The sequence below is a fragment of the Polynucleobacter sp. JS-Safj-400b-B2 genome, assembly GCF_018881975.1.
Classification (GTDB): Bacteria; Pseudomonadota; Gammaproteobacteria; order Burkholderiales; family Burkholderiaceae; genus Polynucleobacter.
On the sequence record NZ_JACVPJ010000015.1, the window covers coordinates 20,555 to 43,997 of the forward strand.

Genomic DNA, 23,443 nt, shown 5'->3' on the forward strand with positions numbered 1-23,443 from the left:
AGCTATTATTAGGTCATGTTTACATACACATCCAACCAGTTTCAAGAAATCATCGATTTCATGCTCAAAGAGGCCAAAAGAAGGGGTGCCTCAGATGCTGTAGCTGAGATTTCTGAGGGGCAAGGTCTCTCCGTTACCGTCCGTAAGGGAGAGGTTGAGACAATTGAGCAAAGCTTAGACAAGCAAGTCGGGGTTACTGTATTTTTGGGTCACCATCGTGGCAATGCCAGTACGAGTGATTTCTCTAAAGAATCTTTAAAGGCTACGGTAGATGCTGCCTATCACATTGCCCAACATACAGCAGAAGATCTTTGTGCGGGACCTGCAGAAGCTGAGCTTCTAGAAAAAAATCCACTTGATTTAGATTTGTTTCATCCATGGAATCTAGATGCAAGTCGTGCTGTAGAAATTGCTCGCATTGCAGAAGGCGCTGCTTTTTCTGTCAGCAAACAAATTCAGAATAGTGATGGCGCATCAGTATCAGCGCATCATGCGCATTTCATGATGGGTACATCTCATGGTTTTATGGGCGGCTATCCATTTTCTCGTCACTATATTTCTTGTGCGCCGATTGTAAGCGAAGGTGGGAAGAAAGCGCATATGCAGCGTGATGATTGGTATTCCAGCTCTCGCATTCCTGAAGAGTTGGCTGATCCTGCAGCAATCGGAAGGTATGCCGCTCAAAGAGCCTTATCGCGCCTAAAAGCAAGATCTTTAAGCACTCGGCGTTGCCCAGTTATCTTTGAAGCTCCTTTAGCTGCAGGTCTATTGGGCGGCTTAGTACAGGCAGTCTCAGGCGGTGCCCTCTATCGCCACTCTAGTTTTTTGCTCGACAGTTTAGGTAAGCAGGTATTACCAAAACATGTCAGCTTGTTTGAAGATCCGCATCTGAAGGCCATGACTGGTAGCTCACCATTTGATGAAGAGGGTGTAAAAACAGCTGCTCGCACTGTAGTAGACAAAGGAATACTCGAGGGATATTTTTTATCAACCTATTCTGCGCGTAAGTTGGGTATGAATACTACTGGCAATGCTGGTGGATCACATCACCTTACTTTAAAGAGTAAGAAAACTCCGAAAGGTGGTTTACCAGCATTGCTAAAGGAAATGGGTACGGGCTTACTGGTCACTGAGTTAATGGGGCAGGGCGTTAATTATGTAACGGGTGATTACTCACGTGGTGCATTTGGCTACTGGGTGGAGAATGGAGAAATTCAATACCCAGTTGAAGAAGTTACGATCGCTGGTAACTTGCGCGATATGTTGATGGATATTCAGTTGATTGGTAGCGATACACTGATCCGTGGCACTAAAGAAACGGGATCCATCTTGCTGGGTGCAATGACAGTTGGTGGAAAATAAACAAAAAATTAATGTAGACCGATGATTTTTAAAGGGAGACGGTAATGCAAAGACGTTCATTTTTAAAGAAAGCCACAATCGGAGCAGGAGCCGCAGCCTTAGCTGCACCATCCATTGCGCAAGGCTTACCTACTTTAAATTGGCGCTTGGTATCTAGCTTTCCTAAGTCATTGGATACCTTATTTGGTACTCCTGAAGTATTTGCCAGCGCTTTGCGTAAGGCGACTGATGGTAAATTCAATGTCAAAGTATTTGCAGCCGGCGAAGTGGTGCCACCACTTCAAGTATTGGATGCTGTCCAAAACGGTACGGTCGAGTGCGGACATACTGCTAGTTATTACTATCTAGGTAAAAACAGTGCTTTTATTTTTGATACTGCCGCTCCATTTGGTATGACGGCTCGTCAGCAATCTGCATGGATGCTTCACGGCAATGGTATGAAGTTAATGCGTGAACTTTATGCCAGCTACAATATTGTTAATTTTCTAGGCGGTCAAACTGGTACGCAAATGGGCGGCTGGTTTCGAAAAGAAATTAAATCTCCGGAAGACTTAAAAGGGCTGAAATTCCGAATTGCGGGTTTTGCTGGTCAAGTACTCGCAAAACTGGGTGTTGTCCCACAACAGCTTCCTGCGGGTGAAATTTACTCGGCCTTAGAAAAGGGCACGATCGATGCTGCTGAATTCGTCGGCCCATATGATGATGAGAAGCTGGGTCTGGCTAAGGTAGCGAAAAATTACTATTACCCTGCTTTCTGGGAAGGTGCTGCAGGACTTTCTTTCTTGGTTAACAAGAAGCAGTGGGATTCATTACCACCTTCCTACCAGGCTGCATGGGAAGCGGCTTGTTTTGAAGCGCATACTGATATGTGCGCCAAGTACGATGCGCTCAATCCACCCGCACTGCAACGCCTTTTGCAAAATGGCGCCGTGCTGCGTAAGTTCAATACTTCAGTTTTAGACGCTTGCTTTAAAGCGAGTCAAGAAACATACGCCGAAGAGTCTGCCAAGAATCCGCAATTTAAAAAGATTTTTGATGACTATCGCGCTTTCAGAAATATGGAAGCGCAATGGTTTAATGTTGCTGAGCAAGCTTTTGCTCAATACAGTTTTACTAAAAAATTATGAGATAAAAATACTCAGCAGAAGGGCTCCGAGTGAGCCCTTTTCTTTTGCGTGGATCGTCCTGCGAACCCTATTACAGACTACACTCAGAAGATGACTTCTAAACTTTTGCAGCCCAAATGAACTTCTCTGAAATTTGGATACGCATTAAACAACATCCCTTGTCTCGTGTGGGACCAGGATTAGTCACCGGTGTTGCAGATGATGATCCCAGTGGAATTGTGACTTACTCCCAAGCGGGAGCACAGTTTGGTTTGAATATGTTGTGGACCATGCCATTTGCATACCCCTTGATGTCTACCATTCAGGTCTTGTGTGCACGAATGGGGAGAGTAACGGGGCGTGGGTTATCGGCCAATATGAAGCTAGCCTTTCCCCGGGTAGTACTTGTAACCCTTGTATTACTTCTGTTAATTGCAAATGTCCTGAACATTGCGGCTGATATTGCTGCGATGGGTGAGGTTGCGCAGTTAGTTACTGGCATTAATTGGCACATCATGACGACACTATTTGTCTTGTTAACGCTAGTCTTGCAAATTCTCATTCCATATCGTCACTATGTATTCTTTTTGAAATGGCTATCCCTCTCTTTATTAGCTTACGGCGCAGTACTTTTTACTGTTCATATTCCTTGGGGCGATGTTATTTGGAGCACCTTCTTTCCTCAAATCTCGTGGGGTGCGGATTCTGCTGCAGTAGTAGTTGGTATCTTTGGTACCACCATCAGCCCCTATTTATTCTTTTGGCAATCCTCTCAAGAGGTAGAAGATATGAACTTGCATGGTCAGTCAAGTTTGCTTGAACAAAAAAATCCTGCAGAGGTAAATGCAGAGCTCCGAAGAATTCATTGGGATACTTGGAGCGGTATGCTGTACTCAAATGTTGCTGCGTACTGCATTATTCTTGCCACAGCAGTCACTCTTCATGTTGCTGGGATACGTGATATCAATACTGCTGCACAAGCTGCATCGGCTTTGAGACCTCTCGCGGGTGAATTTACCTTCCTGTTGTTTGCACTGGGGATATTGGGTGTGGGTCTGATGGGTGTTCCCGTACTTGCGGGTTCAGCTGCCTACGCATTATCTGAGGTGTTTGGTTGGCGCTCAAGTCTAGAAGATTCGGCTGCTCAGGCAAGTAAGTTTTACGCCATTATTGCCTTTAGCGTATTGGTTGCCCTTGCTATTCAGTACTCGCCCATTAGCCCTATGAAAGCCTTGTTCTGGAGTGCGGTGATTAATGGCATTGTTGCTGTGCCGCTGATGGTGGCAATTATGGTTTTGTCGTGCAAACAATCTGTGATGGGTATTTATGTGGCCTCTTTAGGCATGAGGATTTTAGGTTGGTTGGCCACAGGCTTTATGGCTGTGGCTGCGGCCTACTTATTCATAGCTTGGTAAGATCCTCCAATGCTTGATTTATTCTTTACATCTTTGACGCAGTCTTTTCATGCGCATTCATTCATATTTTTTGTATGTGCAGTGATCAGCGTCATCATTGTGGGCATATCTAAAAGTGGTTTTGGTGCCGGACTGGGTATTCTTTCTCTGCCGTTGATGGCAAGTCAATCCAGTATTAATGAAGCCTTGGCAATTCTATTGCCGCTATTAATCGCAATTGATTTGGTGGGTTTGCGTCGCTTCATTCGCAATGCTAATTGGCGCATTCTGAAGGTCGTTATTCCGCCAGCAATAGCTGGACTTCTATTGGGTATGATTTTCTTTACTGCCATCACGCCCCAGGTCTTAACACTGTCTATTGGGATTTTTACCCTACTCTTCTTGATACAGAATCTTGCCATGTCGAAGATGGAGGTTAAGGAAACTAAGTCCTATCCTTGGCTTGGGCGCGCGATGGGCCTGATGTCTGGATTCACTTCCTTTGTTGCGCATATTGGTGGTCCGCCAATTACGGTATATATGCTCAGAGAAAAGCTCTTGCCGATGGTCTATACCTCAACCTTAGGTGTCTTTTTCACGGTCATTAACTTTGGGAAGCTAGGTCCTTATGCTTACTTAGACCTATTGAATTACCGGCAACTGGCAACCTCCATTATCTTGTTGCCTTGTGTGCCGGTAGGCGTTTACTTCGGCTTTTACCTAGCCAAAAGAATCTCAATGAAATGGTATTACCGAACAGTGAGATTCTTTTTGCTGATTGCCAGCATCAAGTTAATTTCAGACGGACTTATTTAGCCGCTAGTACTTCTTGTAAAAAGCGCGAGATATCCATTAGCTCTTCATGATTTACGGAGTGCTCCATGGGGTATTCATTCCAGTCCACTTGATAACCCATGTTTTCTAATAAGGCATTAGATGCTTGGGCACGATCAAGTGTCACTACTGGATCATAGGTGCCATGCGCCATAAAGATAGGTGTATTGGAATTGGCCGAATGCTTTTCAATATTGGCAGTCATCGCGAGAGGTAAGTAGCCAGATAAAGCCATGATCCCTGCAAGTTTGTGCGGAAAGCGCAGTCCGATATGCAAAGCCATTGCACAGCCTTGTGAAAATCCTGCCAAGACCATCTTGTCGTATGCAATACCGCGACCAGCTTCTTTTTCAATCAACTCAACGATAGACGCTGCTGATTTATGAATGCCAGCAGCATCTTCTTGATCCATGAGATTTCTGCCGACGATGTCATACCAAGCTGGCATGACATAGCCGCCATTGACTGTCACTGGCATGGTTGGTGCACTCGGAAAGATAAAGCGAATAGCGGAACATCCAGTCAGCTTGAGTTCGGGAACGATGGGTACAAAATCGTTGCCGTCGGCTCCAAGGCCATGCAACCAAATAACGGCAGCCGTTGGATTTGGGGCGGTTTCCAATTCAATACATGGGAGCATATTCATTTTCTCTGGAGTATGTGATTTCAGCATTATCGACTTTTCTGCGCCTCTTCGGTGTGGGCGGGTGCCTAATGGGGTCTAAACATGAGTAGAATCTCCAAATACCCCTCATTTATACAGGCCATACATGAACTCTAAAAAGCTAACCAACTTCATTCTGGGGGCAATGGTCCTAGGCATTTTAGTTGGCTACCTTGTACATCTGTATGGCGCGGGCACTCCTTTCCCCGATCAATATGTCATTTATATCTCGATCCTGACGGACGTCTTCTTGCGTTTGATCAAAATGATCATCGCCCCTCTGGTATTTGCCACCCTAGTCGTTGGTATAGCCAAAATGGGAGATGCTTCAACCATTGGGCGAGTGGGTTTAAAAACCTTCTCTTGGTTTATTTCTATGTCGCTGGTTTCTTTGCTGCTTGGCTTAGTTATGGTCAATATTCTGAAGCCCGGTATTGGTGTGGAATTAACGCTACCTGCGATCGAGGCAAGCACGGGGCTTAATAAGGCTAGCTTAAATTTTCCTGATTTTGTACGTCATATATTCCCTGTCAGCATCTTCGATGCAATGGCCAAGAATGAGATCTTGCAGATTGTTGTTTTTGCTGTTTTCTTTGGTGTTGGAGCAGCAGGTATGGGCGCTAGGGCAGATGAGTTCATTCGCAATTTGGATATGCTCTCCCACATTATACTAAGGATCACGACCGCAGTAATGAAACTGGCTCCTATAGCTGTCTTCTCTGCTGTTTCAGCTGTCATTGCCGAGAATGGCGTGAGTATATTGGTGACCTATGGCAAGTTCATGCTCAGCTTTTATGCTGCCATTTTCGCCCTATGGATTGTCATTATTTTGATTAGTTCCTTGGTGCTGAAAAATCGTACTTGGACTTTGGTGAAGATGTTGCGTGAACCAGCCTTGCTAGCTTTCACGACTGCCAGTTCTGAAGCGGCCTATCCGATGACTTTAGAGAGAGTAGAGCGCTTTGGCTGTAAAAACAAAATTGCTTCTTTTGTTTTACCTGTGGGATATTCATTTAACTTAGATGGATCAATGATGTATTGCACATTTGCTGCGCTTTTTATTGCACAGGTATATGGCATCGAGATGGCGCTCAGTCAGCAGCTCTTGATGTTGTTGGTGTTGATGATCACTTCTAAGGGTATCGCTGGCGTACCACGCGCCTCGCTGGTAGTGATTGCCGCGACTTTATCGCAATTTAACCTTCCAGAAGCGGGTGTCTTATTAATTCTAGGGGTAGATCACTTCTTGGATATGGCGCGTTCTGCGACTAATGTCTTGGGTAATGGTTTGGCAACGGCTGTAATCTCGAAATGGGAAGGTGAATTAGAGGGTTAGTAAATGCCCCTAAATCAATCCCATTTTCATAAGGCTAGGGTGTAATATAGATTCAGTCACTTAAGTTGGATTCAGAGGGTTGCAATGAAACCGTTTTATATCGACTATCCCCAGGAAAAAATTGAAGAGCACCAACATGCTTATCGTTGCCTTCATTGCAAAATTCCAACTACTATTATTTTTGGTTTGTTAGAGAATCACGCCGAAGATTGCAGCTACCGTATCCTTCAAAGCAAATCTACTCGGCAGGGAGCAAAGCCTGGATCTCACAAAGCGCATTTTGATGAACCCCATATTGACGAGGTAGATTAATGAAAACATATCCGATTGCCCTAGAGTTAACTGTTTGGGAGGATCTTGGTCTTAATCAATATGAAGTAACGATCGATGAAGTCTCCAATATTTCCATCAAGCGCACAGACGATGTGCTTCGTACGCGAGAGCTCACAAGCAACGAGGTGAGTGCATTGATTGCCGCCATTGAGTTTCTGAGAGTGCCGGTTAGTGAAGAACCTAAAGGGGGTGAGAATAGCAAAGCCTCGACAAGCTATGAGCTCATCGTTGAGTCTGCCCACTTTTCTTTGGAATTTAACTGGGAAGACATTGACCTAGGTAGCGTGAATGAAAAAGCGTTTACACCAGTTTCAGCATTGGCGGCAGTAGTGGTGAGTCTAGACTTGGCTCATTGAAGCCTATTGCTAAGGGCGCCAATCTGATGAAATCAGTTTTTGGCTAATTTCTCAAATCATGGTCTCAAGCTAGTTTATTGAATAAGTCTTACACTTGTGGGGTGTCAAAACCGACCCCCAAAACCCTCGCAGAACCAGATTTATCTCGCCTTATTGAAATGGCCTGGGAAGACCGCACGCCATTTGATGCTATTGAGAAGACCTTCGGTCTGGGTGAACCTCAAGTGATTGCCATTATGCGCAAAGAGCTTAAGCGAAGTTCCTTTGAACTCTGGCGCAAGAGGGTGACTGGAAGAGCAACCAAGCATAGTGCCTTGCGCAGCGAAGAGGTCACTCGCGCATATTGCCCTACTCAATATAAAAATAAATGAAGCAGCCAGTGAAGTCTTCTGGGCGCTTAGTTCTGATCTTGGGAGATCAGCTCGATTTGCAAAGTTCTGCCTTACGAGGCTTTAATGCTCGCTCTGATGAAATCATCATGATTGAGTCGGCCAATGAAGCTCAGTACGTCTGGACTCATAAAGCCAAAATTGCCTTATTTCTCTCAGCAATGCGTCACTTTGCGAAGGCCATTGAAAAGCTAGGCTACCCTCTTACTTATATTCAAGGCTCTTCACTATCGATTGTTGAGAACCTTAAAGAGCATATTCAGAGCAAGAATATAGGGCACTTAGTTTGTATCGAGCCAGGAGAGTGGCGCTTAAAGCAAGCAATTGAAGCATTGGCTACAGAGCTCAACATAGAGCTTGAGATGCTTGAGGATGATCATTTCTATTGTTCGCGCCAAGAGTTTGTTGAATGGGTTGCTAATAAAAAAGAACTCCGGCTTGAGTATTTTTATCGCTTGATGCGTAAGCGGCACAACATCTTAGTAGACGGCGAAGGCAATCCTGAGGGTGGTCAATGGAACTTTGACCAAGATAATCGTAAGCCCTATCCCAAAAAGGGGCCGGGCATCATTGATGCGCCTGCTGCATTTGAGGTTGATGCAATTACGCAAGAGGTCCTAGCATTTGTTGCAACAACTTATCCAGATCACCCTGGATCATTGGAGTCATTTAATTGGCCCGTAACTAGAGAGCAAGCTGTGCAAGCGCTTGAATATTTTGTTGAATATCGTCTAAGAAACTTTGGCGTGTATCAAGATGCTATGTGGACCGAGACTCCATTTGGATGGCATTCTATTTTGTCGAGTGCGTTAAATCTCAAGTTACTCAACCCCCGTGAGGTAGTCGATGCAGTCATCATCGCTTGGAAAAAGTATTCTTTAGATCTATCGACAGTCGAGGGCTTCATTCGTCAAATATTAGGATGGCGTGAGTTTGTAAGAGGCATGTATTACCTAGACATGCCTCAGATGGCAAAGGATAATTATTACGATCATCAAAATTCATTGCCCAAATGGTATTGGACCGGACAGACCCAGATGGCCTGCATGAAAGATGCGATTGGCCAAACACTACAATATGGCTACGCCCATCATATTCAGCGCCTAATGGTGACTGGGAACTTTGCGCTTCTGGCGGAAATTCTGCCTCAGGCAGTATGCGATTGGTATTTGGCGATCTATGTAGATGCGATTGAGTGGGTTGAACTGCCCAACACTGCAGGTATGGCTTTATTTGCGAATAGTGGCAGGTTTACCAGCAAGCCTTATATAGCGAGTGGTGCTTACATCAAGCGGATGAGCAACTATTGTGGCTCTTGTAAATACAAGCCAGAGATTCGTTATGGCGATGAGGCATGTCCTATGACTAACTTATATTGGAATTTCCTTATCAAGCATCGAGAGCAATTTGAGGCTAGCCCGAGAACGAGATTGATGACTGCCAACCTCAAAAGAATTAGCGATGAGGATCAACAGAAAATCACGCTTCATGCTAAACACATTCTGAATCAGCTTGATGATCTCTAGTGAACATGAAGACATCATTCAAGGGAAATAAAAGTTTTCTACCAAGCAAGATCTGCGTGGTCTGCAAAAAAGAAATGACTTGGAGAAAGTCTTGGGCTAAAAACTGGGGGTCAATCAAATACTGCTCTGATGCTTGCAGGGCTAAAAAGCCTCAGGATGGACTTAAAAGTATTTAATTTTGTAGTGTCAACTCACTGTAAACCTGACCCGTTATGTAGGAAAGGACGGAGTTCCTTTATGACTGGGAGGTCTGCATGAAGAAGATATTGGTTTGCTTGCTAGCTGGGGTAATGCTTGCTGGACTGGCTACATCAGCCAGTGCTCATGGCGGTAGAGGTGGTTACTACTATTATGGTGGTCATGGTGGTGGTTGGCGAGGCGGCTGGGCTCCATTTGCAGTAGGTGCAGTTGCTGGGGTTGCTGTAGCTAATGCGTATTACAGGCCCGCCCATGTTTATTACGCACCGCAGTACGTCTATCCTCCGCAACCTCAAGCTGCCGCGTATTGTCCAGAGAACGGACTCTACTATCCGCAGACTCAAGCTTGCCCTAGCGGCTGGCAAAGAGTGAATTATTAGTTTTCATTAAGGATAAGCAATCAGTTGAAGCCGATTTTGTATTCTTATCGCCGATGCCCCTATGCAATGCGCGCACGCATGGCTTTGAAATATGCAGGTATTGAAGTTGAGCATCGCGAAATCGAGTTGCGCAATAAGCCTCAAGCAATGTTGCTGGCATCTGCTAAGGGAACTGTTCCAGTGCTTTGTCTTGATGATGCAGTGCTAGACCAAAGTCTAGACATCATGCATTGGGCTATCGAGCAATCTGATCCAGATGGCTGGAAAGATGTGGATGATGTGATTGCGCAGGCATGGATTGAGAAAAATGATGGTCAATTTAAAACCTTATTAGATCAATATAAATACCCCAATCGATTTCCGGAGCTAGACCCAGAAGTAGTTCTCGATGAGGCTTTGGAAAGGATGTTGTTGCCGATGGAGGGCTCCTTACAAGGCTCTCAATACTTAACGGGTAATAGGCTATCTTGGGTAGATATCGCTATCTTTCCTTTTATTAGGCAGTTTTCAATGGTTGATGCAAAACAATTTGAGCGACTTCCTTTACCTGCAACCAAAAGATGGCTTGCTCAACAACTGGAATCAGAATTATTCAATGCCGTAATGCAAAAGTATCCTGTTTGGCTGGATTAGCGCAAAAGAGAATTCTCCGATATGTTTAAGGATTGCAATGATGACACTTCGATGGATCTGCAAGCTTGAACACTTTCATGCCTTCCGTTAGCTCATGATCGCATTTGAGGCAACCCCAGACCTTGGCAATCTCTTGATCGGTTGCTAACCCACAAGCGTTGCACGGTAGGCCACGCTTCACATCTTTAATCCAAAATCCAGGTGTTTGGCATTGAGGGCATAGAGAATTCATTTTGTTGGCAAGATCAACTGTAGCCTTACGGATATTCTCCATTCTGGTTGGGTTAGCAAATGCCCGCAAATCATTTTCTACATAAATAATGCCTTTTGAAGATAAACCTTTCGCCCATTCAAAAGCTGCTTTTAGTTCAGCGAGATCTTTGATGCCTTTTTTAGACTGGGGATGATATTCATCAGTAGGTTTAATTACCAAATAGTGCGATGGAAAGAGGGCGTTATCAGCAAATTTTTCTAACTCTTCCCAGTAACTAAGGTATGCATTGTCGTTTTGTGCTGGAGCACTAGAAAAGCCAGTGATTTCTAATTGATGCTTTTGATCGATTAACACCAGCAATTCGTTATTCCAGGGAATCATTCCAGAATGGGGATCATTTACAAATGCGCCTTCATCGGCAATCCCCAAGTCAAGCTTTAGAAGATCCATCCCAATCGCAGCTTTCTTGCGCACAGCATCTAATTGTGAGCCATATCGGGGGGTCTCTTGTGTAAAGGTGCCCAATAGATCCGTATCGTATGCATCCGTTTGTTGCACAAGACACCCAACTTGCGTATTGAGTACATCAGCAATTACCTTCTCTTTGCCATGCTTGGTCAATAAGCTTACTGATCGATTGGAAAAGATGCCCATTTTCTTAAGAGCTGATAGCTATTGAATGTCTACAGAAACTGTTTTGCTATGAGGGTGTACAGCGGGATACCCAAAATAATATTGAAAGGGAATGTAATTCCCAAGGACATACCCATATATAGGGCAGGATTTACCTCAGGTAGCGCATGACGCAGCACGGCTGGTACTGCAATATACGATGCGCTAGAGGCAAGTAACATCAACAAAATAGTATTACCTAGCGGAAGCCCAATGAGTTTGCAAAGTACAAGCGCAAGCAGGGCATGCGATAGAGGTGAGCCGATAGCATAGAGGAGAGTAATGGGTGGCTTTACCTTTAGCCCTTTAAAGTTTCTAGAGGCCATCAGCCCCATGTCTAATAGGAAAAAGGCTAGCATCCCTTTAAATAAATCAATTGAAAATGGCGCCATGAGTTTTTGCCCTGAGTCGCCACTAATCAATGCAACGGCCATAGATCCTAGCAATAGAAGTTGCGCACCATCGGTAAAGGATTCATGCAGAATCTTGGCAATACCTGCTGGCTCTTGCTTGGTGGCTGGGTCAGTCGCCATAGATGCCCTTGCTTTATTGGCAAGTACTATTGCCAGAATGATGGCAGGTGATTCCATGAGTGCCATAGCAGCTGCCATGTGACCACCATAGGCGATATTGAATTGATCCAAGTATTGTGTTGCGGTAATAAAGGTAACGGCGCTCACTGAACCATAGGTTGCTGCAATTGCTGCTGCATCAAAAGCGCTTAACTTTCTTCGCAAGATCCAATACCCAATAATGGGAATGATGATGGCAAGGAAAACTGCTAAGCCTAGGGAGAGAGCAATTCCACTGGTAAACCCAGACTTGTGAAGCGCAAACCCACCTTTGAGTCCCAAAGCCATCAATAAATAAAGCGATAGAAACCGAGAAATTTGCGGAGGAATTTCTAGGTTAGATTTAACCAATCCTGCAAATACCCCAAAGATAAAAAATAGTATGGCGGGGTCAAGGAAATTGGTCATGAATTTATTCTATATCTTACTGGGGAATTATTCTTATCCCCACGGTTTATGGGTAAATGAACCCTCCATTGCCTAAAGATTGCCTGTCCAGATTGCCCGCCCCTACAGAATAAGTGGCATAGGTCTTAAAATAGCAACCAAAGCCCTAATAAATTAGGGTAACTGGGCATCAATGTATATTTGGGGGAAGTAATGGAGCCTTTGGCAAAGCTAAAAGTAGTTGAAATGGGGCAACTCATTGCTGGACCATTTGCTGCTAAAACACTGGCTGATTTTGGGGCGGATGTCATCAAGATCGAGCCACCTAAGGTTGGCGATGCTTTGCGTAAATGGAGGTTATTAAAAGATGGCACATCCATTTGGTGGCAAGTACAGTCACGCAATAAACGCTCCCTCTCATTAGACTTAAGAGAAGCTGAAGCTCAAGCAATTGTCAGAACCTTAGTTAAGGAAGCAGACATATTGATTGAAAACTTCCGCCCTGGAACTTTAGAAGGTTGGGGTCTTGATCCAGAAAAATTACTGGAACTCAATCCTAAACTCATTGTTCTGCGGATTAGCGGTTATGGCCAGACTGGTCCATACAGAGATAAACCAGGATTTGGTGTCGTTGCTGAAGCGATGGGTGGCTTACGTCATCTCACAGCAGAACCCGGCAGAGTGCCAGTGCGTGTGGGTATTAGCATTGGCGATACCTTGGCATCTTTGCATGGTGTGATTGGTATTTTGTTGGCACTGCAAGAGCGACATCACAGCAGCAAAGGTCAGATCATAGATATTGCTTTATATGAGGCAGTGTTTAACTGCATGGAAAGCTTGCTTCCTGAATACAGCGCATTTGGTGAAGTACGCCAAGCAGCAGGTAGCGCCTTACCAGGAATTGCACCAACCAATGCCTACCAGTGTGCTGATGGTGGATATGTGTTGGTTGCAGGCAATGGCGACAGCATTTTCAAGCGCCTCATGACGGTGATTGGGCGCGATGATTTAGGGAGTGATCCTCAACTAGAGAATAACGATGGTCGGGTTAAGCGGGTAGTAGAGCTTGATCAAGCAATTGGTGAGTGGACTAAAACAATCAGCACTACAAAGGCCGTAGAGATGTTGGATGCAGCTGCTGTACCAGCAGGCCGTATTTATACCGTTGCTGATATCGCTAGCGATCCACACTACAAGGCTAGAGAAAACATTCAGACTATTCAGATGCAAGATGGCAGCAAGGTAGATGTACCTGGTGTGATCCCCAAACTGTCACGTACTCCGGGGTCTATCAAGACACTGGCTCCAGATATTGGTCAGAACACCGATGAGATATTAAAGAGCATTGGTTTAAGTGATGATCAGGTCGCCTCTTTAAAAGAGCGCGGAATTGCATTTACTAAATAAATAAAAAATAGAGAACTCTATGACCAGAATTTATTTCAACGATGTAGTGATGAGGGATGGCTTTCAGATTGAAGCTAATTTTGTACCAACGGACGATAAGGTGAAGTTGGTTGATGAGCTTAGTCAATGTGGTTTTGCCAAAATTGAGGTGACCTCCTTTACTTCCCCTAAAGCTATTCCGATGCTGCGAGATGCTGAAGAAGTCATGGGCCGTATTAAACGAGTTCCTGAGGTGGAATACACCGTGCTGGTTCCCAATTTAAGAGGTGCGGAGCGCGCTTTTGAATCCAAGGCCGATGAATTTAATCTCGTGATGTCTACATCAGAGACCCATAACCTAGCGAACCTGAGAATGGGCAGAGAAAAGAGCTTCGCAGGATTAGCTGAAGTTATTCAGTTTGTTGATGGCAGAACTCCAATTAATGTTTCCTTATCTACTTGCTTCGGTTGCCCTATGGAGGGTGAGGTTCCTCAAGCAGTTGTTGAAGGATTCGCACAACGCTTCGCTGATCTGGGTGTAAGAGGTCTAACGATTTGCGATACAACGGGCATGGCAAATCCAGATCAAGTGAAAAAGATGAGCGAAGTATTGCAAAAACGCTTTCCAAACATGCAGCTCACTATGCACTTTCATAACACCAGAGGGATGGGCTTAGCCAATGTACTGGCTGCTGTGCAATCTGGGATTATTCGCTTTGATGGTTCATTGGGTGGTTTAGGCGGCTGTCCATACGCCCCTGGAGCAAGCGGCAATATATCCAGTGAAGATGCGATCCATATGCTCGATGCCATGGGCTATGACACCGGCATGAATATTCCAAAACTTTTACAGTTAGCAAGGGAGCTACCAGCAATAGTTGGGCATGAAGTGCCGGGGCAGGTAGCTAAGGCAGGTACCACCTATACATTGCATCCAGAGCCAAACTACGTTGATGAATTGCGTCGCGCTCAATAAAAGGCAGGGATCATGATTGACCATTTAGATCACCTAGTACTCACTACGGCAAAAGAAGCGGAGTGCGTGGATTTTTATACTCGAGTTCTAGGCATGAAATTGGAGTCCTTTATTGGTGGTACCCCACCAGTAGAACGCAAAGCATTTAAGTTTGGTAATCAAAAAATCAATCTACATATCAAGGGCAAAGAGTTTGAGCCTAAGGCCGATATTCCAACCCCTGGATCACTTGATCTATGCTTTATTGCTGATCGCCCGCTAGAGCAAGTAATTGATAAACTCAGGGCTGAGAATTGGCCGATTATTGAAGGCCCGGTAATTCGAACTGGCGCAACGCAAAAGATTAACTCAGCATACGTACGAGATCCAGATCAAAACCTTATTGAAATATCTGAGTTAATGTGACAGCTCATTCAATATTGCACCATTCCATATGACCAATCATTCAAATACAGACTCTAATAACAAAGAAGGGCTTTTAGAGGCGAAAATAGAGACTCCTGCTGATCGTGAGAGTGAAAGCAAGCAGGGCTCTGGTCATCTCAGGAGAACTGGTCGCAGCAAGCGAGAGATCATGGAGGAGCTGTCTCGCGCTAGATTTCCTTGGGATGAGTAGTAATATTCGTTCAAGTACAAAATCTACCATTAAAGTGGCTTTTGTACGGCTGCCATAAATTTTTTCAAGGCCAGACACCGCCGCTGATATTTTCATCACTAAAATAGCTAGCTAAATTGGAAAAAAGTCCTGAAAATGCACTTAGTTAAGGGAGTGGAATAATGGAATTTTTTGATGCAGTCATGCTGGCGCGAATGCAATTTGCATTTACAGTAGGCTTCCATATTATTTTTCCTGCTTTTTCAATTGGGCTAGCCAGTTATCTGGCGCTCTTGAATGGTCTACACCTCTTTACTCAAAAGAGTATCTACCTAGACATCTTTAACTACTGGGTCAAGATCTTCGCCATTGCATTTGTGATGGGAGTGGTATCAGGCCTAGTTATGAGCTATGAATTTGGTACCAATTGGAGTGTGTTTTCTTATAAGGCAGGACCTATCGTTGGCCCGCTGATGGGTTACGAAGTGATGACTGCTTTTTTCCTTGAAGCTGGATTTTTAGGAGTGATGCTCTTTGGAAGAGAGCGGGTAGGGCCTAAGATTCATTTCTTTGCCTGTTCGATGGTAGCGGTTGGCACCTTTGTCTCGACCTTTTGGATTTTATCGGTCAATAGCTGGATGCAAACACCAGCTGGATTCTCAGTCAACTCTGCTGGCCAATTTGTTCCAGAAGATTGGTTTGAAATTATCTTTAATCCATCTTTCCCGTATCGCCTAGTCCATATGGTTTTGGCTGCTTATATATCCACGGCCTTGGTCATTAGTGCAGTTGGCGCTCTCCATTTGTTAAGACTGAACAAAGAAAGCGTAGATTCTCCAGCTCAGAAATCCCGTGGAGCGGTTTGTGTGATGTTCTCCATGGCCCTCTGGATCATCGCCATACTCGTTCCCATTCAAATGGAAGTGGGTGATCAGCATGGTTTGAACACCCTCAAATATCAACCTAAAAAGATTGCAGCGATTGAAGGTCATTATGAAGATGCGAAACCTGCCGGGATCGTGGTGTTCGGTATTCCAAATGATAAAAACAAAAAAATGGATTACGCCTTGGAGATCCCTTATTTGGGTAGCATCATTTTGACGCATTCATTAGATGGTGAGATTTTGGGTATGAATACCTGGCCTCAAGATGAAGTGCCGCCAATGGCTTTACCGTTTTTTGCGTTTCGCATCATGGTGGGGCTGGGAGTATTAATGTTCATATTGGGCATATGGAGTCTTTGGTTGCGATACCAAAAAGCGCTCTATGTAAGACCATGGTTTTTGAAGTACGCTCTCATCATGGGGCCAGCAGGATTTATAGCGGTGCTAGCTGGCTGGGTAGTTACTGAAGTGGGGCGACAGCCATATACTATATATAACCTTTTAAGGACATCCGAATCCCATTCGGCCTTAAATGCAGCAACAGTAGGTGGCACACTGGTTGCATTTATTGTGACTTATTTCTTTCTCTTTGGTATCGGTGTGTATTACATCCTCAAGCTCATGAATCAAGGATCAATGAATGGAGACCCCCCTCAACTGAAAAAGCGCAATCTAAAAATGCTGTCTATGGATCGTATGTACAGAATCTAGTCGGAAAGGATCAAGATGAATCTTGATATCACCTTAATTTGGGCTGGGCTACTTTCCTTTGTTGTATTGGCCTACATTATTTTTGATGGCTATGACTTAGGCGTTGGAGTATTGATTCCACTCATGCGTTCCGAGCAGGATCGGGCTGAGATGCTGCATTCGGTAAGGCTATGGGATGCTAATGAAACCTGGTTAGTTCTAGGTGGTGGTGGACTCTTCGCTATTTTTCCATTGGCGTATTCGATTATCTTTCCAGCCCTCTACCTTCCTTTGATTGGGATGCTACTTGCATTAGTGGTTCGGGGGGTAGTCTCCGAGTTTCGTTGGCAGAATGAGCGATGGAGCGCTTTCTGGGATACCCTCTTTTTTCTTGGATCATTCTTAGCGGCATTTTTTCAGGGAATCATTCTAGGTAGCCTAGTGCAAGGTATTCCTGTAGTGAACAATACTTATGTAGGCGGACCATTTGATTGGTTATCGCCTTTTTGCATCATGACCGGAGTTGCATTAGTGCTTGGTTACGCTCTATTGGGAGCAACTTGGCTTGTGCTAAAGACGGGTGGCGAGTTACGAGTCAAGTCTTTCGCACTCATTAAAGTGCTAGGTATCTTGATGGTCATCATGGTTGGCGTAGTGAGTCTCTGGACTCCATTCTTGCAGCAGAATTATTTGAGTAGATGGTTCGCATGGCCGCAAGCCCTCTATGTACTGCCGGTTCCACTGCTATTAGCAATAGCAATTCTGATCCTGTTCCGTGCTGTAGATAAAAGAAACGTCTGGATTCCTTTTGTAGCCACTATAGGTATCTTCATCCTTTCTTATATTGGTCTCTTGATTAGTATTTTTCCATATGTTGTACCAGCCTCCATCACCATCTGGGATGCCGCTGCTCCCATGTCGAGCCAGAAATTTTTACTACTCGGAACCTTGGTTCTAGTGCCCATTATTTTGACTTACACTAGTTATGCGCACTGGGTGTTCTTAACTGAAAAGAGAAGATGATTCGTAAGAGGTTGGCTGATAATCCAATTCTTTTTAAAAGAATTGCTTGGCTCTTCTTTATCTGGGCTGCTAGCGTTGCCGGTCTAGGTGGGCTATCTTTAATCTTGCGCTCAATCCTTATGCATTAATGCCTTAATATCCGATACAAATCCAACAATACTGGTAGCTTTTGTATATCAAGCAGGTCGCTCGAGATTGGTTAAACTGATATTTCGTTTTCGGACTCACTACAAAGAGATAAAGCTATGAAGTTCTTGTTAACGCTAGTTACAGCGGTTGCGCTACTCAGTCCATTACCAGTCTATGCTGACCCCTTTATTTATCAATGCCAAGTAATAAGCGACGCTTTTATCAAAGCCGATGGATCTTTGGACGTATTGCAAGATAGCCCAAGAATCGGGCAGAAATTTACGGTAATGAAGAAGACTGGCGATGTGGTTGGTGATGTCATGGACTCTCTAAAAAATCCTAAAGTGCTTTCATCCGGTAGTGATAAAAATTCCTATAAGGTGCTTTGGGAGCAAAAGTCTTCCAGTAAAAGTAGAGCCTATGTTGATTATTTAAATATCGATGAATTTGCCAAAGGCATGCAGAAGCCTTTTGGTTTCTTTTCAGGAAGTTTGCTCCTAACGGGAATTTGTGAATAGTAAAGGGTGCGTTGTGAATGATGAATAACATTCAATCTGAAGACTCCAGCGATTTGCCGCTAAATACCTTAAGGGTGTTACTGGTGGCTGCCTTTGCAGGAGCCTTGGTTGGAATAGTGGGCGGCGCTTTTAGGACTGCACTGAATTTCATTGGCAGCCATTTCCTTGCTTTCTCTGCTTATCTTCATACTGTCGATGGTGAATGGCTCGTACCTGGATTTATCGTTATTGGGCTGATTACTAGCATCTGCGTTGGAATTTCTCGAATGTTAGTGCGTTTAGAGCCCACGACAATTGGTAGTGGCATCCAGCATGTAGAAGCAGTCATGCATGGAGTGGCTCAACCTAGTCCTTTTAGGGCTTTACCAATTAAATTCTTTGGCGGTTTGCTGTCTATTGGATCCGGCATGGCCTTAGGCAGGGAGGGGCCAACGGTGCAAATGGCCGCCATTATTGGCTCTGAATGTGGAAAATTAACTCGCCTTAAAGTCGTTGAGCAATCACTTCTCTATACAGCCGTTGCTGGTGCTGGATTGTCGGTTGCCTTTAATGCTCCGCTATCTGGAATTGCATTCTCGTTTGAAGAGATATCCAAAAAAATCTCCATTAAGAGACTCATGGTGTCATTTGCTGCAGTCACTTCGGGAATGATTGTTTTCCGTAGCTATTTTGGAAATTCAATTGAATTTGTCGTGGGCGATCTATTGCCAGATTCAAGCATAAGTTTATATTTTTATATTATCTTTTCAGTATTGCTAAGCTTTATAGCCACTCTATATAGCCGAACGATTATTGGCGCTTTAAATCTCTCAGATTCGTTTTCTACAATTTCTCCTGTAAGTAAAGCAATGATCATTGGATTTGGAGTGGGTGCACTCGCATATTTTTATCCAAAGCTAGTGGGTGGTGGAGACATACAGGTTCAATCTTTACTGAGTGAAGAGTACTTTTTACTACCCCTGATGCTGCTGATGATTGGGCGCTTCTTTCTTGGACCCATTAGTTATTCCACTGGTGTCCCAGGCGGCATATTTTCACCAATTCTATTAATGGGCTCGAGTATTGGAGTGTTATTCGTACTTGCCATCAATCCGCTGTTGAGTCATTTGGCATTAGGTCAGTTGGACCCTATTTCATTTGCTTTAGTTGGTATGGCAGCATTTTTTACAGTGGTCGTTAGAGCGCCCCTCACTGGAATTTTGCTCGCTATAGAAATGAGCGGCAAAGTCAGCTTAATGATTCCCTTGTTGATTGCCAGCGTTATTTGCACAATTATTCCCGTCTTATTAAAACAAGAGCCAATTTATGATGCATTAAGAGATAGGACCGGATAGTAAGTAAGTCCATCTATCTTTGTATTTATATTATTGAGATTTAAAAACAGTAAATGTTTTATACAAAAAGGCAGTATTGCCCTCTAGATGTAAAAGTATGACTAAGCTTAAGAACCCTCAGAAAATCGCGCAAAACTTCCGCCAGTTATGTTGTGGATATATTGGTTTTCTGATGTTGATTCAGGTTTCATCTGTGGTGAATGCTCAAACCTCCTCGAGCACCATGAGCGAGGAAGCTAAAGCGGGGCAAAATATACAAAACCCGCTTTATCCACAGATTCAACTACCGTTAACTTACAACTTCAATCAAAAGTTAGGCACCAATAGCGGTGGGCAACAATCACAGATTGGATTTAATCCGATTATCCCCGTTGACATCAGTGATGATTTACAACTCATCGTCAATCCTATGTTGACCTATAACCATAACGCTAACAGTCAGCAGGCTACCAATCAAAGTCAGCCGTTGCAGGTGGCAACCTTTTTTGCGCCCACCTATGTAAAAACCTGGTACTTTGGGGCGGGCCCTTTTGTGCAGGTTCCTGCAACCAATGCTAATAATGGCAGTAAACAGACGGGTGTTGGGGTTTCGGCAGGGGCATTTTATACGCCAGAAAATTGGGTAATAGGGATGGCGATGTTTAACTCCTGGGGTATTGGTAATAATCTTTCTGGTGGAACTGCTAATGTTCTTAATGCGCAACCCACTATTTCATATACGACTGACAAAGCTTGGACTTACAACCTGCAAAGTCAAATTATTTATAACTACGATGCCAAGTCAGCCACCAATCAACTGACTTTAAGTGGTGGGAAAACCTATAAATGGTTTGATTATCACGTTCAGTGGCAAGTGGGGCCAACCTATATGGTAACTAGCACGCCTTCAAGTCCGAAAGGCGTAGGTGCTTTCGTAGGTTTAACGGTTTTAATGCCGAAGTAAGTAGTAGGATGGCACGTTTGCCCATCAAAATTAATCGAGGAGTCTAAAGAAATATACGTAACTCAATTAAATACACAATTTTCTAATGCAGACTACTCATATCAATCACAAATCGGTACTTCACATCATTTTTTAGTATCCGCTCATAAGCGACATTAATTTGATCCATCTTAATCATTTCAATTTCCGATACGATCTGATGTTTAGCGCAGAAATACAGCATTTCTTGTGTTTCTTTAATTCCACCGACTAAAGAGCCGGCAATACTTCGTCTTCCATAGACCATCGCTTCAGTATTGAGCTCAGCGGTTGGTCCAATAGAGCCAACGATGCACATATTCCCATCTACCTTAAGTAGGTTCATGTAGTGGTTATAGTCATGTGGACCTGGAATGGTATTGAGTAAGAAATCAAATTGATTGTTCATGTTCTGCATCGCTACTGGATCTGTGGAAATAAGTACTTCATCAGCACCCAGTTTTATTGCGTCTGCTGCTTTAGATTTCGAGCTTGTGATCATAATTGTTTTTGCACCCATGGCATGAGATAGCTTCACGCCCATATGACCTAAACCCCCAAGGCCAATAATGCCCACGGTCATGCCTGGTTTGACTCCCCAGTGCTTTAGGGGTGAGTAGGTGGTAATCCCTGCGCAGAGTAGGGGTGCTGCACCAGCTGGATCTAAGCCCATTGGAAAAATTAATACAAAATGTTTGTCAACCACAATACTTTTTGAATAGCCGCCGTAAGTAAAGCCGCCCACATCTTTTGATGGGGCATTAAAGATCGGTGAAAATCCTTCTAGGCAGTATTGTTCGAGACCTGATTTACATGATGTGCAAACTTGGCATGATCCGCCCATATATCCCACACCCACTCTTTGCCCAATCTTCAGATGAGAAACATCTCCTCCTAGGGCAGTCACTTTTCCAATAATTTCATGACCTGGAACTACGGGGTAGTGGCTCCCTCCCCATTCATTTTTAACTACGTGTATATCTGAGTGACAAACACCACAAAACTCAATTGCTATTTGTACGTCATTTGCACCAATTTTCCTGCGCTCTATTTTGAATGGCTCAAGCAGGGATTGATCTGATTGAGCTGCATAGCAAGAGGTTGTAGACATCGGGAGTCCTAGGTATTGATTTAATGGTTGCGCGGGGTAAGTCAGCTGATCTGAAGATCGCTTGATCATCTTCTGTTTACCAGAAGCTTTCTGTTCGTTTTCGAACATTAATCACCCATCAATTGCATTGGGGATTGGATTGGTGGCACGACAGAAGATAGTGGCTGACGGCTATTGGCCATGATTTCAACCCGTCGATGCAACACACTACAAACCGCGTATGCACAAGAAGTGGTATTTCTTTTTTTCAGGGCTTAAGCCTTCTATGCCGTTTAAAATGACTATCCTGAGCTAAAGTGAGGCATTCTTGCTGCTGATTTGTTAGTAAATAGCTTTTTCTCATTAAAGTAGAGTAAAATACAATTAGCGATTTTCAAGCAAATAGTGTTGTTGTACTAGTAATTAATACCGCAGTTCTGCGATAGTTCTTTTTAGCATCTCCCCCGCCATTCTTGACTTTCGCCTCATTTGGGGCATAGCCCCTTTTATATTTTTTTAAGGAATAGTCAGATATGGCAAACGGAATTGTGAAATGGTTTAACGACGCTAAAGGCTTCGGCTTTATTACCCCTGAACTCGGTGGCGAAGATTTATTTGCCCATTTTTCAGCAATTAATAGCAGCGGATTTAAGTCATTAGCTGAAGGTCAAAAGGTGACTTTTGATATTACTACTGGCCCTAAAGGCAAGTTAGCATCCAATATTCAACCTGTTTAAATCAGAAGCACATGCCAGGCGGAAATGATTTGCCTGGTCCAAAGCCCAGCATGACTGGGCTTTTTTATTTTTATTAAGGATGTTAAATGGCAAAAGAAGCCTTGCTTGAAATGGAAGGTCTTGTTGATGAAATTCTGCCGGATTCTCGTTATCGAATTACTTTAGACAATGGCCATAAGCTTATTGCCTATACAGCAGGAAGAGTCAAAAAAAATCACATCCGTATATTGGCTGGAGATAAGGTTTCCTTAGAAGTCTCTCCCTATGACTTAAGCAAAGGCCGAATTACATTTAGACATATTGAGAAGAGGCAATCTTTTGCTGGTGCGCCGAATAGACGATATTGATAGCTTTGAAGTTTAAATCCGCAAATTAAATTCATATTTGCAAAAAATCTCAGGTCCTGGTCTATACGACCCTGAGCAACTAAGAAATGCTAAAACCACCTTCGGGTGGTTTTTCTTTGGGGTGGTAGCAACTAAATGTGAATAGATGATCGCCCTTAATGAGGTTATTCCGGTACAAAGCCTGGTGATATTGAAGGGAGGATTGAAGATATGGGTGTACACCATTCTGAATTAAACTTACCCAAGATCATTAAATGGGGATATTTGAACCATTTGAAGCCAGTCCCTAACTAAGGAAGCGCAGATTAAATCAAAATTAGCCTGAAGAGCGCCGCAAAAATATCCCCATATTTAATTTTTACGAAGACAGTCTGATTTTTCTAAGATTTGGCGCTAATTTCCCTTCTCTGAGTTGCC

At 43.9% G+C, this 23,443-nt stretch carries 28 protein-coding genes; 24 read left to right on the forward strand and 4 right to left on the reverse strand.

From position 1 onward, the window contains the following. Positions 1 to 15: 15 nt before the first annotated feature. The 4 genes from pmbA (at position 16) to ICN48_RS12010 (ending at position 4,678) form a co-directional block, all read left to right on the forward strand. Complete coding sequence (pmbA, locus tag ICN48_RS11995; protein WP_216153919.1) at positions 16 to 1,362, forward strand: metalloprotease PmbA; 1,347 nt, start codon at positions 16 to 18, stop codon at positions 1,360 to 1,362. Positions 1,363 to 1,406: 44 nt separating this feature from the next. After that, a complete protein-coding gene (locus tag ICN48_RS12000) occupies positions 1,407 to 2,489 on the forward strand; it encodes a TRAP transporter substrate-binding protein (protein WP_216153920.1) in 1,083 nt (360 codons plus the stop codon). A gap of 116 nt (positions 2,490 to 2,605) precedes the next feature. Beyond that, positions 2,606 to 3,883: an NRAMP family divalent metal transporter gene (locus ICN48_RS12005; protein WP_216153921.1), complete on the forward strand. Its 1,278-nt coding sequence runs from the start codon at positions 2,606 to 2,608 to the stop codon at positions 3,881 to 3,883. Positions 3,884 to 3,892: 9 nt separating this feature from the next. Further along, a complete protein-coding gene (locus ICN48_RS12010) occupies positions 3,893 to 4,678 on the forward strand; it encodes a sulfite exporter TauE/SafE family protein (RefSeq protein ID WP_216153922.1) in 786 nt (261 codons plus the stop codon). Here ICN48_RS12010 and ICN48_RS12015 read toward each other — a convergent pair. Further along, on the reverse strand, positions 4,671 to 5,369 hold the full coding sequence (locus ICN48_RS12015; RefSeq protein WP_255539562.1) for an alpha/beta hydrolase: 699 nt from the start codon (positions 5,367 to 5,369) through the stop codon (positions 4,671 to 4,673). The two genes, ICN48_RS12010 and ICN48_RS12015, sit on opposite strands and share 8 nt — an antisense overlap. A gap of 97 nt (positions 5,370 to 5,466) precedes the next feature. On the opposite strand from ICN48_RS12015, the gene ICN48_RS12020 reads away from it, so the two are divergent. The 8 genes from ICN48_RS12020 (at position 5,467) to ICN48_RS12055 (ending at position 10,511) form a co-directional block, all read left to right on the forward strand. Next, positions 5,467 to 6,696, forward strand: coding sequence for a dicarboxylate/amino acid:cation symporter (locus tag ICN48_RS12020; protein ID WP_216153923.1), 1,230 nt, complete (start codon positions 5,467 to 5,469; stop codon positions 6,694 to 6,696). 84 nt (positions 6,697 to 6,780) lie between these two features. Then, positions 6,781 to 7,008 carry a hypothetical protein gene (locus tag ICN48_RS12025; protein ID WP_216153924.1) on the forward strand — a complete coding sequence of 76 codons (228 nt, stop codon included), beginning with the start codon at positions 6,781 to 6,783 and terminating at the stop codon, positions 7,006 to 7,008. Beyond that, positions 7,008 to 7,385, forward strand: coding sequence for a hypothetical protein (locus ICN48_RS12030; protein WP_216153925.1), 378 nt, complete (start codon positions 7,008 to 7,010; stop codon positions 7,383 to 7,385). Before ICN48_RS12025 ends, ICN48_RS12030 begins: the two co-directional genes overlap by 1 nt. 101 nt (positions 7,386 to 7,486) lie before the next feature. Beyond that, positions 7,487 to 7,756, forward strand: coding sequence for a TIGR03643 family protein (locus ICN48_RS12035; RefSeq protein ID WP_216153926.1), 270 nt, complete (start codon positions 7,487 to 7,489; stop codon positions 7,754 to 7,756). Then, a complete protein-coding gene (locus ICN48_RS12040) occupies positions 7,753 to 9,300 on the forward strand; it encodes a cryptochrome/photolyase family protein (RefSeq protein WP_216153927.1) in 1,548 nt (515 codons plus the stop codon). The genes ICN48_RS12035 and ICN48_RS12040 overlap by 4 nt, the downstream gene beginning before the upstream one ends. Positions 9,301 to 9,305: 5 nt before the next feature. Beyond that, on the forward strand, positions 9,306 to 9,476 hold the full coding sequence (locus ICN48_RS12045) for a DUF2256 domain-containing protein (protein WP_216153928.1): 171 nt from the start codon (positions 9,306 to 9,308) through the stop codon (positions 9,474 to 9,476). Positions 9,477 to 9,554: 78 nt separating this feature from the next. Further along, complete coding sequence (locus tag ICN48_RS12050) at positions 9,555 to 9,878, forward strand: hypothetical protein (RefSeq protein WP_216153929.1); 324 nt, start codon at positions 9,555 to 9,557, stop codon at positions 9,876 to 9,878. Positions 9,879 to 9,914: 36 nt separating this feature from the next. After that, complete coding sequence (locus tag ICN48_RS12055; RefSeq protein ID WP_255539564.1) at positions 9,915 to 10,511, forward strand: glutathione S-transferase; 597 nt, start codon at positions 9,915 to 9,917, stop codon at positions 10,509 to 10,511. 25 nt (positions 10,512 to 10,536) lie between these two features. Here ICN48_RS12055 and ICN48_RS12060 read toward each other — a convergent pair whose 3' ends face one another. Further along, on the reverse strand, positions 10,537 to 11,379 hold the full coding sequence (locus ICN48_RS12060; RefSeq protein WP_216153931.1) for a DUF6671 family protein: 843 nt from the start codon (positions 11,377 to 11,379) through the stop codon (positions 10,537 to 10,539). 29 nt (positions 11,380 to 11,408) lie between these two features. Continuing rightward, complete coding sequence (locus tag ICN48_RS12065) at positions 11,409 to 12,377, reverse strand: sodium-dependent bicarbonate transport family permease (RefSeq protein ID WP_216153932.1); 969 nt, start codon at positions 12,375 to 12,377, stop codon at positions 11,409 to 11,411. Positions 12,378 to 12,569: 192 nt separating this feature from the next. Here ICN48_RS12065 and ICN48_RS12070 point away from each other — a divergent pair, with 192 nt between their 5' ends. The 10 genes from ICN48_RS12070 (at position 12,570) to ICN48_RS12115 (ending at position 20,834) form a co-directional block, all read left to right on the forward strand. Beyond that, the gene (locus ICN48_RS12070) at positions 12,570 to 13,763 is read left to right on the forward strand and encodes a CaiB/BaiF CoA-transferase family protein (RefSeq protein WP_216153933.1); all 1,194 of its coding nucleotides are present in this window, start codon (positions 12,570 to 12,572) and stop codon (positions 13,761 to 13,763) included. A 19-nt stretch (positions 13,764 to 13,782) separates the two neighbouring features. Continuing rightward, positions 13,783 to 14,718, forward strand: a complete 936-nt coding sequence (locus tag ICN48_RS12075) for a hydroxymethylglutaryl-CoA lyase (protein ID WP_216153934.1) — start codon at positions 13,783 to 13,785, stop codon at positions 14,716 to 14,718. Between the two features lie 12 nt (positions 14,719 to 14,730). Continuing rightward, positions 14,731 to 15,123, forward strand: coding sequence for a VOC family protein (locus tag ICN48_RS12080; RefSeq protein ID WP_216153935.1), 393 nt, complete (start codon positions 14,731 to 14,733; stop codon positions 15,121 to 15,123). 28 nt (positions 15,124 to 15,151) lie between these two features. Continuing rightward, positions 15,152 to 15,334 (forward strand): hypothetical protein, encoded by a 183-nt coding sequence (locus tag ICN48_RS12085; protein ID WP_216153936.1) that lies wholly within the window; start codon positions 15,152 to 15,154, stop codon positions 15,332 to 15,334. A gap of 161 nt (positions 15,335 to 15,495) precedes the next feature. Next, positions 15,496 to 16,908, forward strand: coding sequence for a cytochrome ubiquinol oxidase subunit I (locus ICN48_RS12090; protein WP_216153937.1), 1,413 nt, complete (start codon positions 15,496 to 15,498; stop codon positions 16,906 to 16,908). 15 nt (positions 16,909 to 16,923) lie between these two features. Then, on the forward strand, positions 16,924 to 17,910 hold the full coding sequence (gene cydB / locus ICN48_RS12095; protein WP_216153938.1) for a cytochrome d ubiquinol oxidase subunit II: 987 nt from the start codon (positions 16,924 to 16,926) through the stop codon (positions 17,908 to 17,910). After that, on the forward strand, positions 17,907 to 18,038 hold the full coding sequence (locus ICN48_RS12100) for a DUF2474 family protein (RefSeq protein WP_216153939.1): 132 nt from the start codon (positions 17,907 to 17,909) through the stop codon (positions 18,036 to 18,038). The genes cydB and ICN48_RS12100 overlap by 4 nt, the downstream gene beginning before the upstream one ends. Positions 18,039 to 18,155: 117 nt before the next feature. Then, positions 18,156 to 18,557, forward strand: a complete 402-nt coding sequence (locus ICN48_RS12105; RefSeq protein ID WP_216153940.1) for a hypothetical protein — start codon at positions 18,156 to 18,158, stop codon at positions 18,555 to 18,557. A gap of 17 nt (positions 18,558 to 18,574) precedes the next feature. Beyond that, on the forward strand, positions 18,575 to 19,891 hold the full coding sequence (locus ICN48_RS12110; protein WP_216153941.1) for a ClC family H(+)/Cl(-) exchange transporter: 1,317 nt from the start codon (positions 18,575 to 18,577) through the stop codon (positions 19,889 to 19,891). Between the two features lie 97 nt (positions 19,892 to 19,988). Then, entirely contained in the window at positions 19,989 to 20,834 is an 846-nt protein-coding gene (locus tag ICN48_RS12115; RefSeq protein ID WP_216153942.1) for a hypothetical protein, read from the forward strand. 82 nt (positions 20,835 to 20,916) lie between these two features. Here ICN48_RS12115 and ICN48_RS12120 read toward each other — a convergent pair whose 3' ends face one another. Next, the gene (locus ICN48_RS12120) at positions 20,917 to 21,963 is read right to left on the reverse strand and encodes an NAD(P)-dependent alcohol dehydrogenase (RefSeq protein WP_216153946.1); all 1,047 of its coding nucleotides are present in this window, start codon (positions 21,961 to 21,963) and stop codon (positions 20,917 to 20,919) included. Between the two features lie 512 nt (positions 21,964 to 22,475). Between ICN48_RS12120 and ICN48_RS12125 the strand changes: the two genes are divergently transcribed. Together ICN48_RS12125 and infA are read left to right on the forward strand one after the other, a co-directional pair. Continuing rightward, the gene (locus tag ICN48_RS12125; protein WP_072583619.1) at positions 22,476 to 22,679 is read left to right on the forward strand and encodes a cold-shock protein; all 204 of its coding nucleotides are present in this window, start codon (positions 22,476 to 22,478) and stop codon (positions 22,677 to 22,679) included. 86 nt (positions 22,680 to 22,765) lie between these two features. After that, entirely contained in the window at positions 22,766 to 23,026 is a 261-nt protein-coding gene (gene infA, locus ICN48_RS12130) for a translation initiation factor IF-1 (RefSeq protein ID WP_216153943.1), read from the forward strand. Positions 23,027 to 23,443 lie beyond the last annotated feature (417 nt).

Coding starts and splice junctions, on each gene's coding strand:
- pmbA (WP_216153919.1), top strand. CDS start 16: ATGTTTACATACACATCCAACCAGTTTCAAGAAATCATCGATTTCATG.
- ICN48_RS12000 (WP_216153920.1), top strand. CDS start 1,407: ATGCAAAGACGTTCATTTTTAAAGAAAGCCACAATCGGAGCAGGAGCC.
- ICN48_RS12005 (WP_216153921.1), top strand. CDS start 2,606: ATGAACTTCTCTGAAATTTGGATACGCATTAAACAACATCCCTTGTCT.
- ICN48_RS12010 (WP_216153922.1), top strand. CDS start 3,893: ATGCTTGATTTATTCTTTACATCTTTGACGCAGTCTTTTCATGCGCAT.
- ICN48_RS12015 (WP_255539562.1), bottom strand. CDS start 5,369: ATGCTGAAATCACATACTCCAGAGAAAATGAATATGCTCCCATGTATT.
- ICN48_RS12020 (WP_216153923.1), top strand. CDS start 5,467: ATGAACTCTAAAAAGCTAACCAACTTCATTCTGGGGGCAATGGTCCTA.
- ICN48_RS12025 (WP_216153924.1), top strand. CDS start 6,781: ATGAAACCGTTTTATATCGACTATCCCCAGGAAAAAATTGAAGAGCAC.
- ICN48_RS12030 (WP_216153925.1), top strand. CDS start 7,008: ATGAAAACATATCCGATTGCCCTAGAGTTAACTGTTTGGGAGGATCTT.
- ICN48_RS12040 (WP_216153927.1), top strand. CDS start 7,753: ATGAAGCAGCCAGTGAAGTCTTCTGGGCGCTTAGTTCTGATCTTGGGA.
- ICN48_RS12045 (WP_216153928.1), top strand. CDS start 9,306: ATGAAGACATCATTCAAGGGAAATAAAAGTTTTCTACCAAGCAAGATC.
- ICN48_RS12050 (WP_216153929.1), top strand. CDS start 9,555: ATGAAGAAGATATTGGTTTGCTTGCTAGCTGGGGTAATGCTTGCTGGA.
- ICN48_RS12060 (WP_216153931.1), bottom strand. CDS start 11,379: ATGGGCATCTTTTCCAATCGATCAGTAAGCTTATTGACCAAGCATGGC.
- ICN48_RS12065 (WP_216153932.1), bottom strand. CDS start 12,377: ATGACCAATTTCCTTGACCCCGCCATACTATTTTTTATCTTTGGGGTA.
- ICN48_RS12070 (WP_216153933.1), top strand. CDS start 12,570: ATGGAGCCTTTGGCAAAGCTAAAAGTAGTTGAAATGGGGCAACTCATT.
- ICN48_RS12075 (WP_216153934.1), top strand. CDS start 13,783: ATGACCAGAATTTATTTCAACGATGTAGTGATGAGGGATGGCTTTCAG.
- ICN48_RS12080 (WP_216153935.1), top strand. CDS start 14,731: ATGATTGACCATTTAGATCACCTAGTACTCACTACGGCAAAAGAAGCG.
- ICN48_RS12085 (WP_216153936.1), top strand. CDS start 15,152: ATGACCAATCATTCAAATACAGACTCTAATAACAAAGAAGGGCTTTTA.
- ICN48_RS12090 (WP_216153937.1), top strand. CDS start 15,496: ATGGAATTTTTTGATGCAGTCATGCTGGCGCGAATGCAATTTGCATTT.
- cydB (WP_216153938.1), top strand. CDS start 16,924: ATGAATCTTGATATCACCTTAATTTGGGCTGGGCTACTTTCCTTTGTT.
- ICN48_RS12100 (WP_216153939.1), top strand. CDS start 17,907: ATGATTCGTAAGAGGTTGGCTGATAATCCAATTCTTTTTAAAAGAATT.
- ICN48_RS12105 (WP_216153940.1), top strand. CDS start 18,156: ATGAAGTTCTTGTTAACGCTAGTTACAGCGGTTGCGCTACTCAGTCCA.
- ICN48_RS12110 (WP_216153941.1), top strand. CDS start 18,575: ATGATGAATAACATTCAATCTGAAGACTCCAGCGATTTGCCGCTAAAT.
- ICN48_RS12115 (WP_216153942.1), top strand. CDS start 19,989: ATGACTAAGCTTAAGAACCCTCAGAAAATCGCGCAAAACTTCCGCCAG.
- ICN48_RS12120 (WP_216153946.1), bottom strand. CDS start 21,963: ATGTCTACAACCTCTTGCTATGCAGCTCAATCAGATCAATCCCTGCTT.
- ICN48_RS12125 (WP_072583619.1), top strand. CDS start 22,476: ATGGCAAACGGAATTGTGAAATGGTTTAACGACGCTAAAGGCTTCGGC.
- infA (WP_216153943.1), top strand. CDS start 22,766: ATGGCAAAAGAAGCCTTGCTTGAAATGGAAGGTCTTGTTGATGAAATT.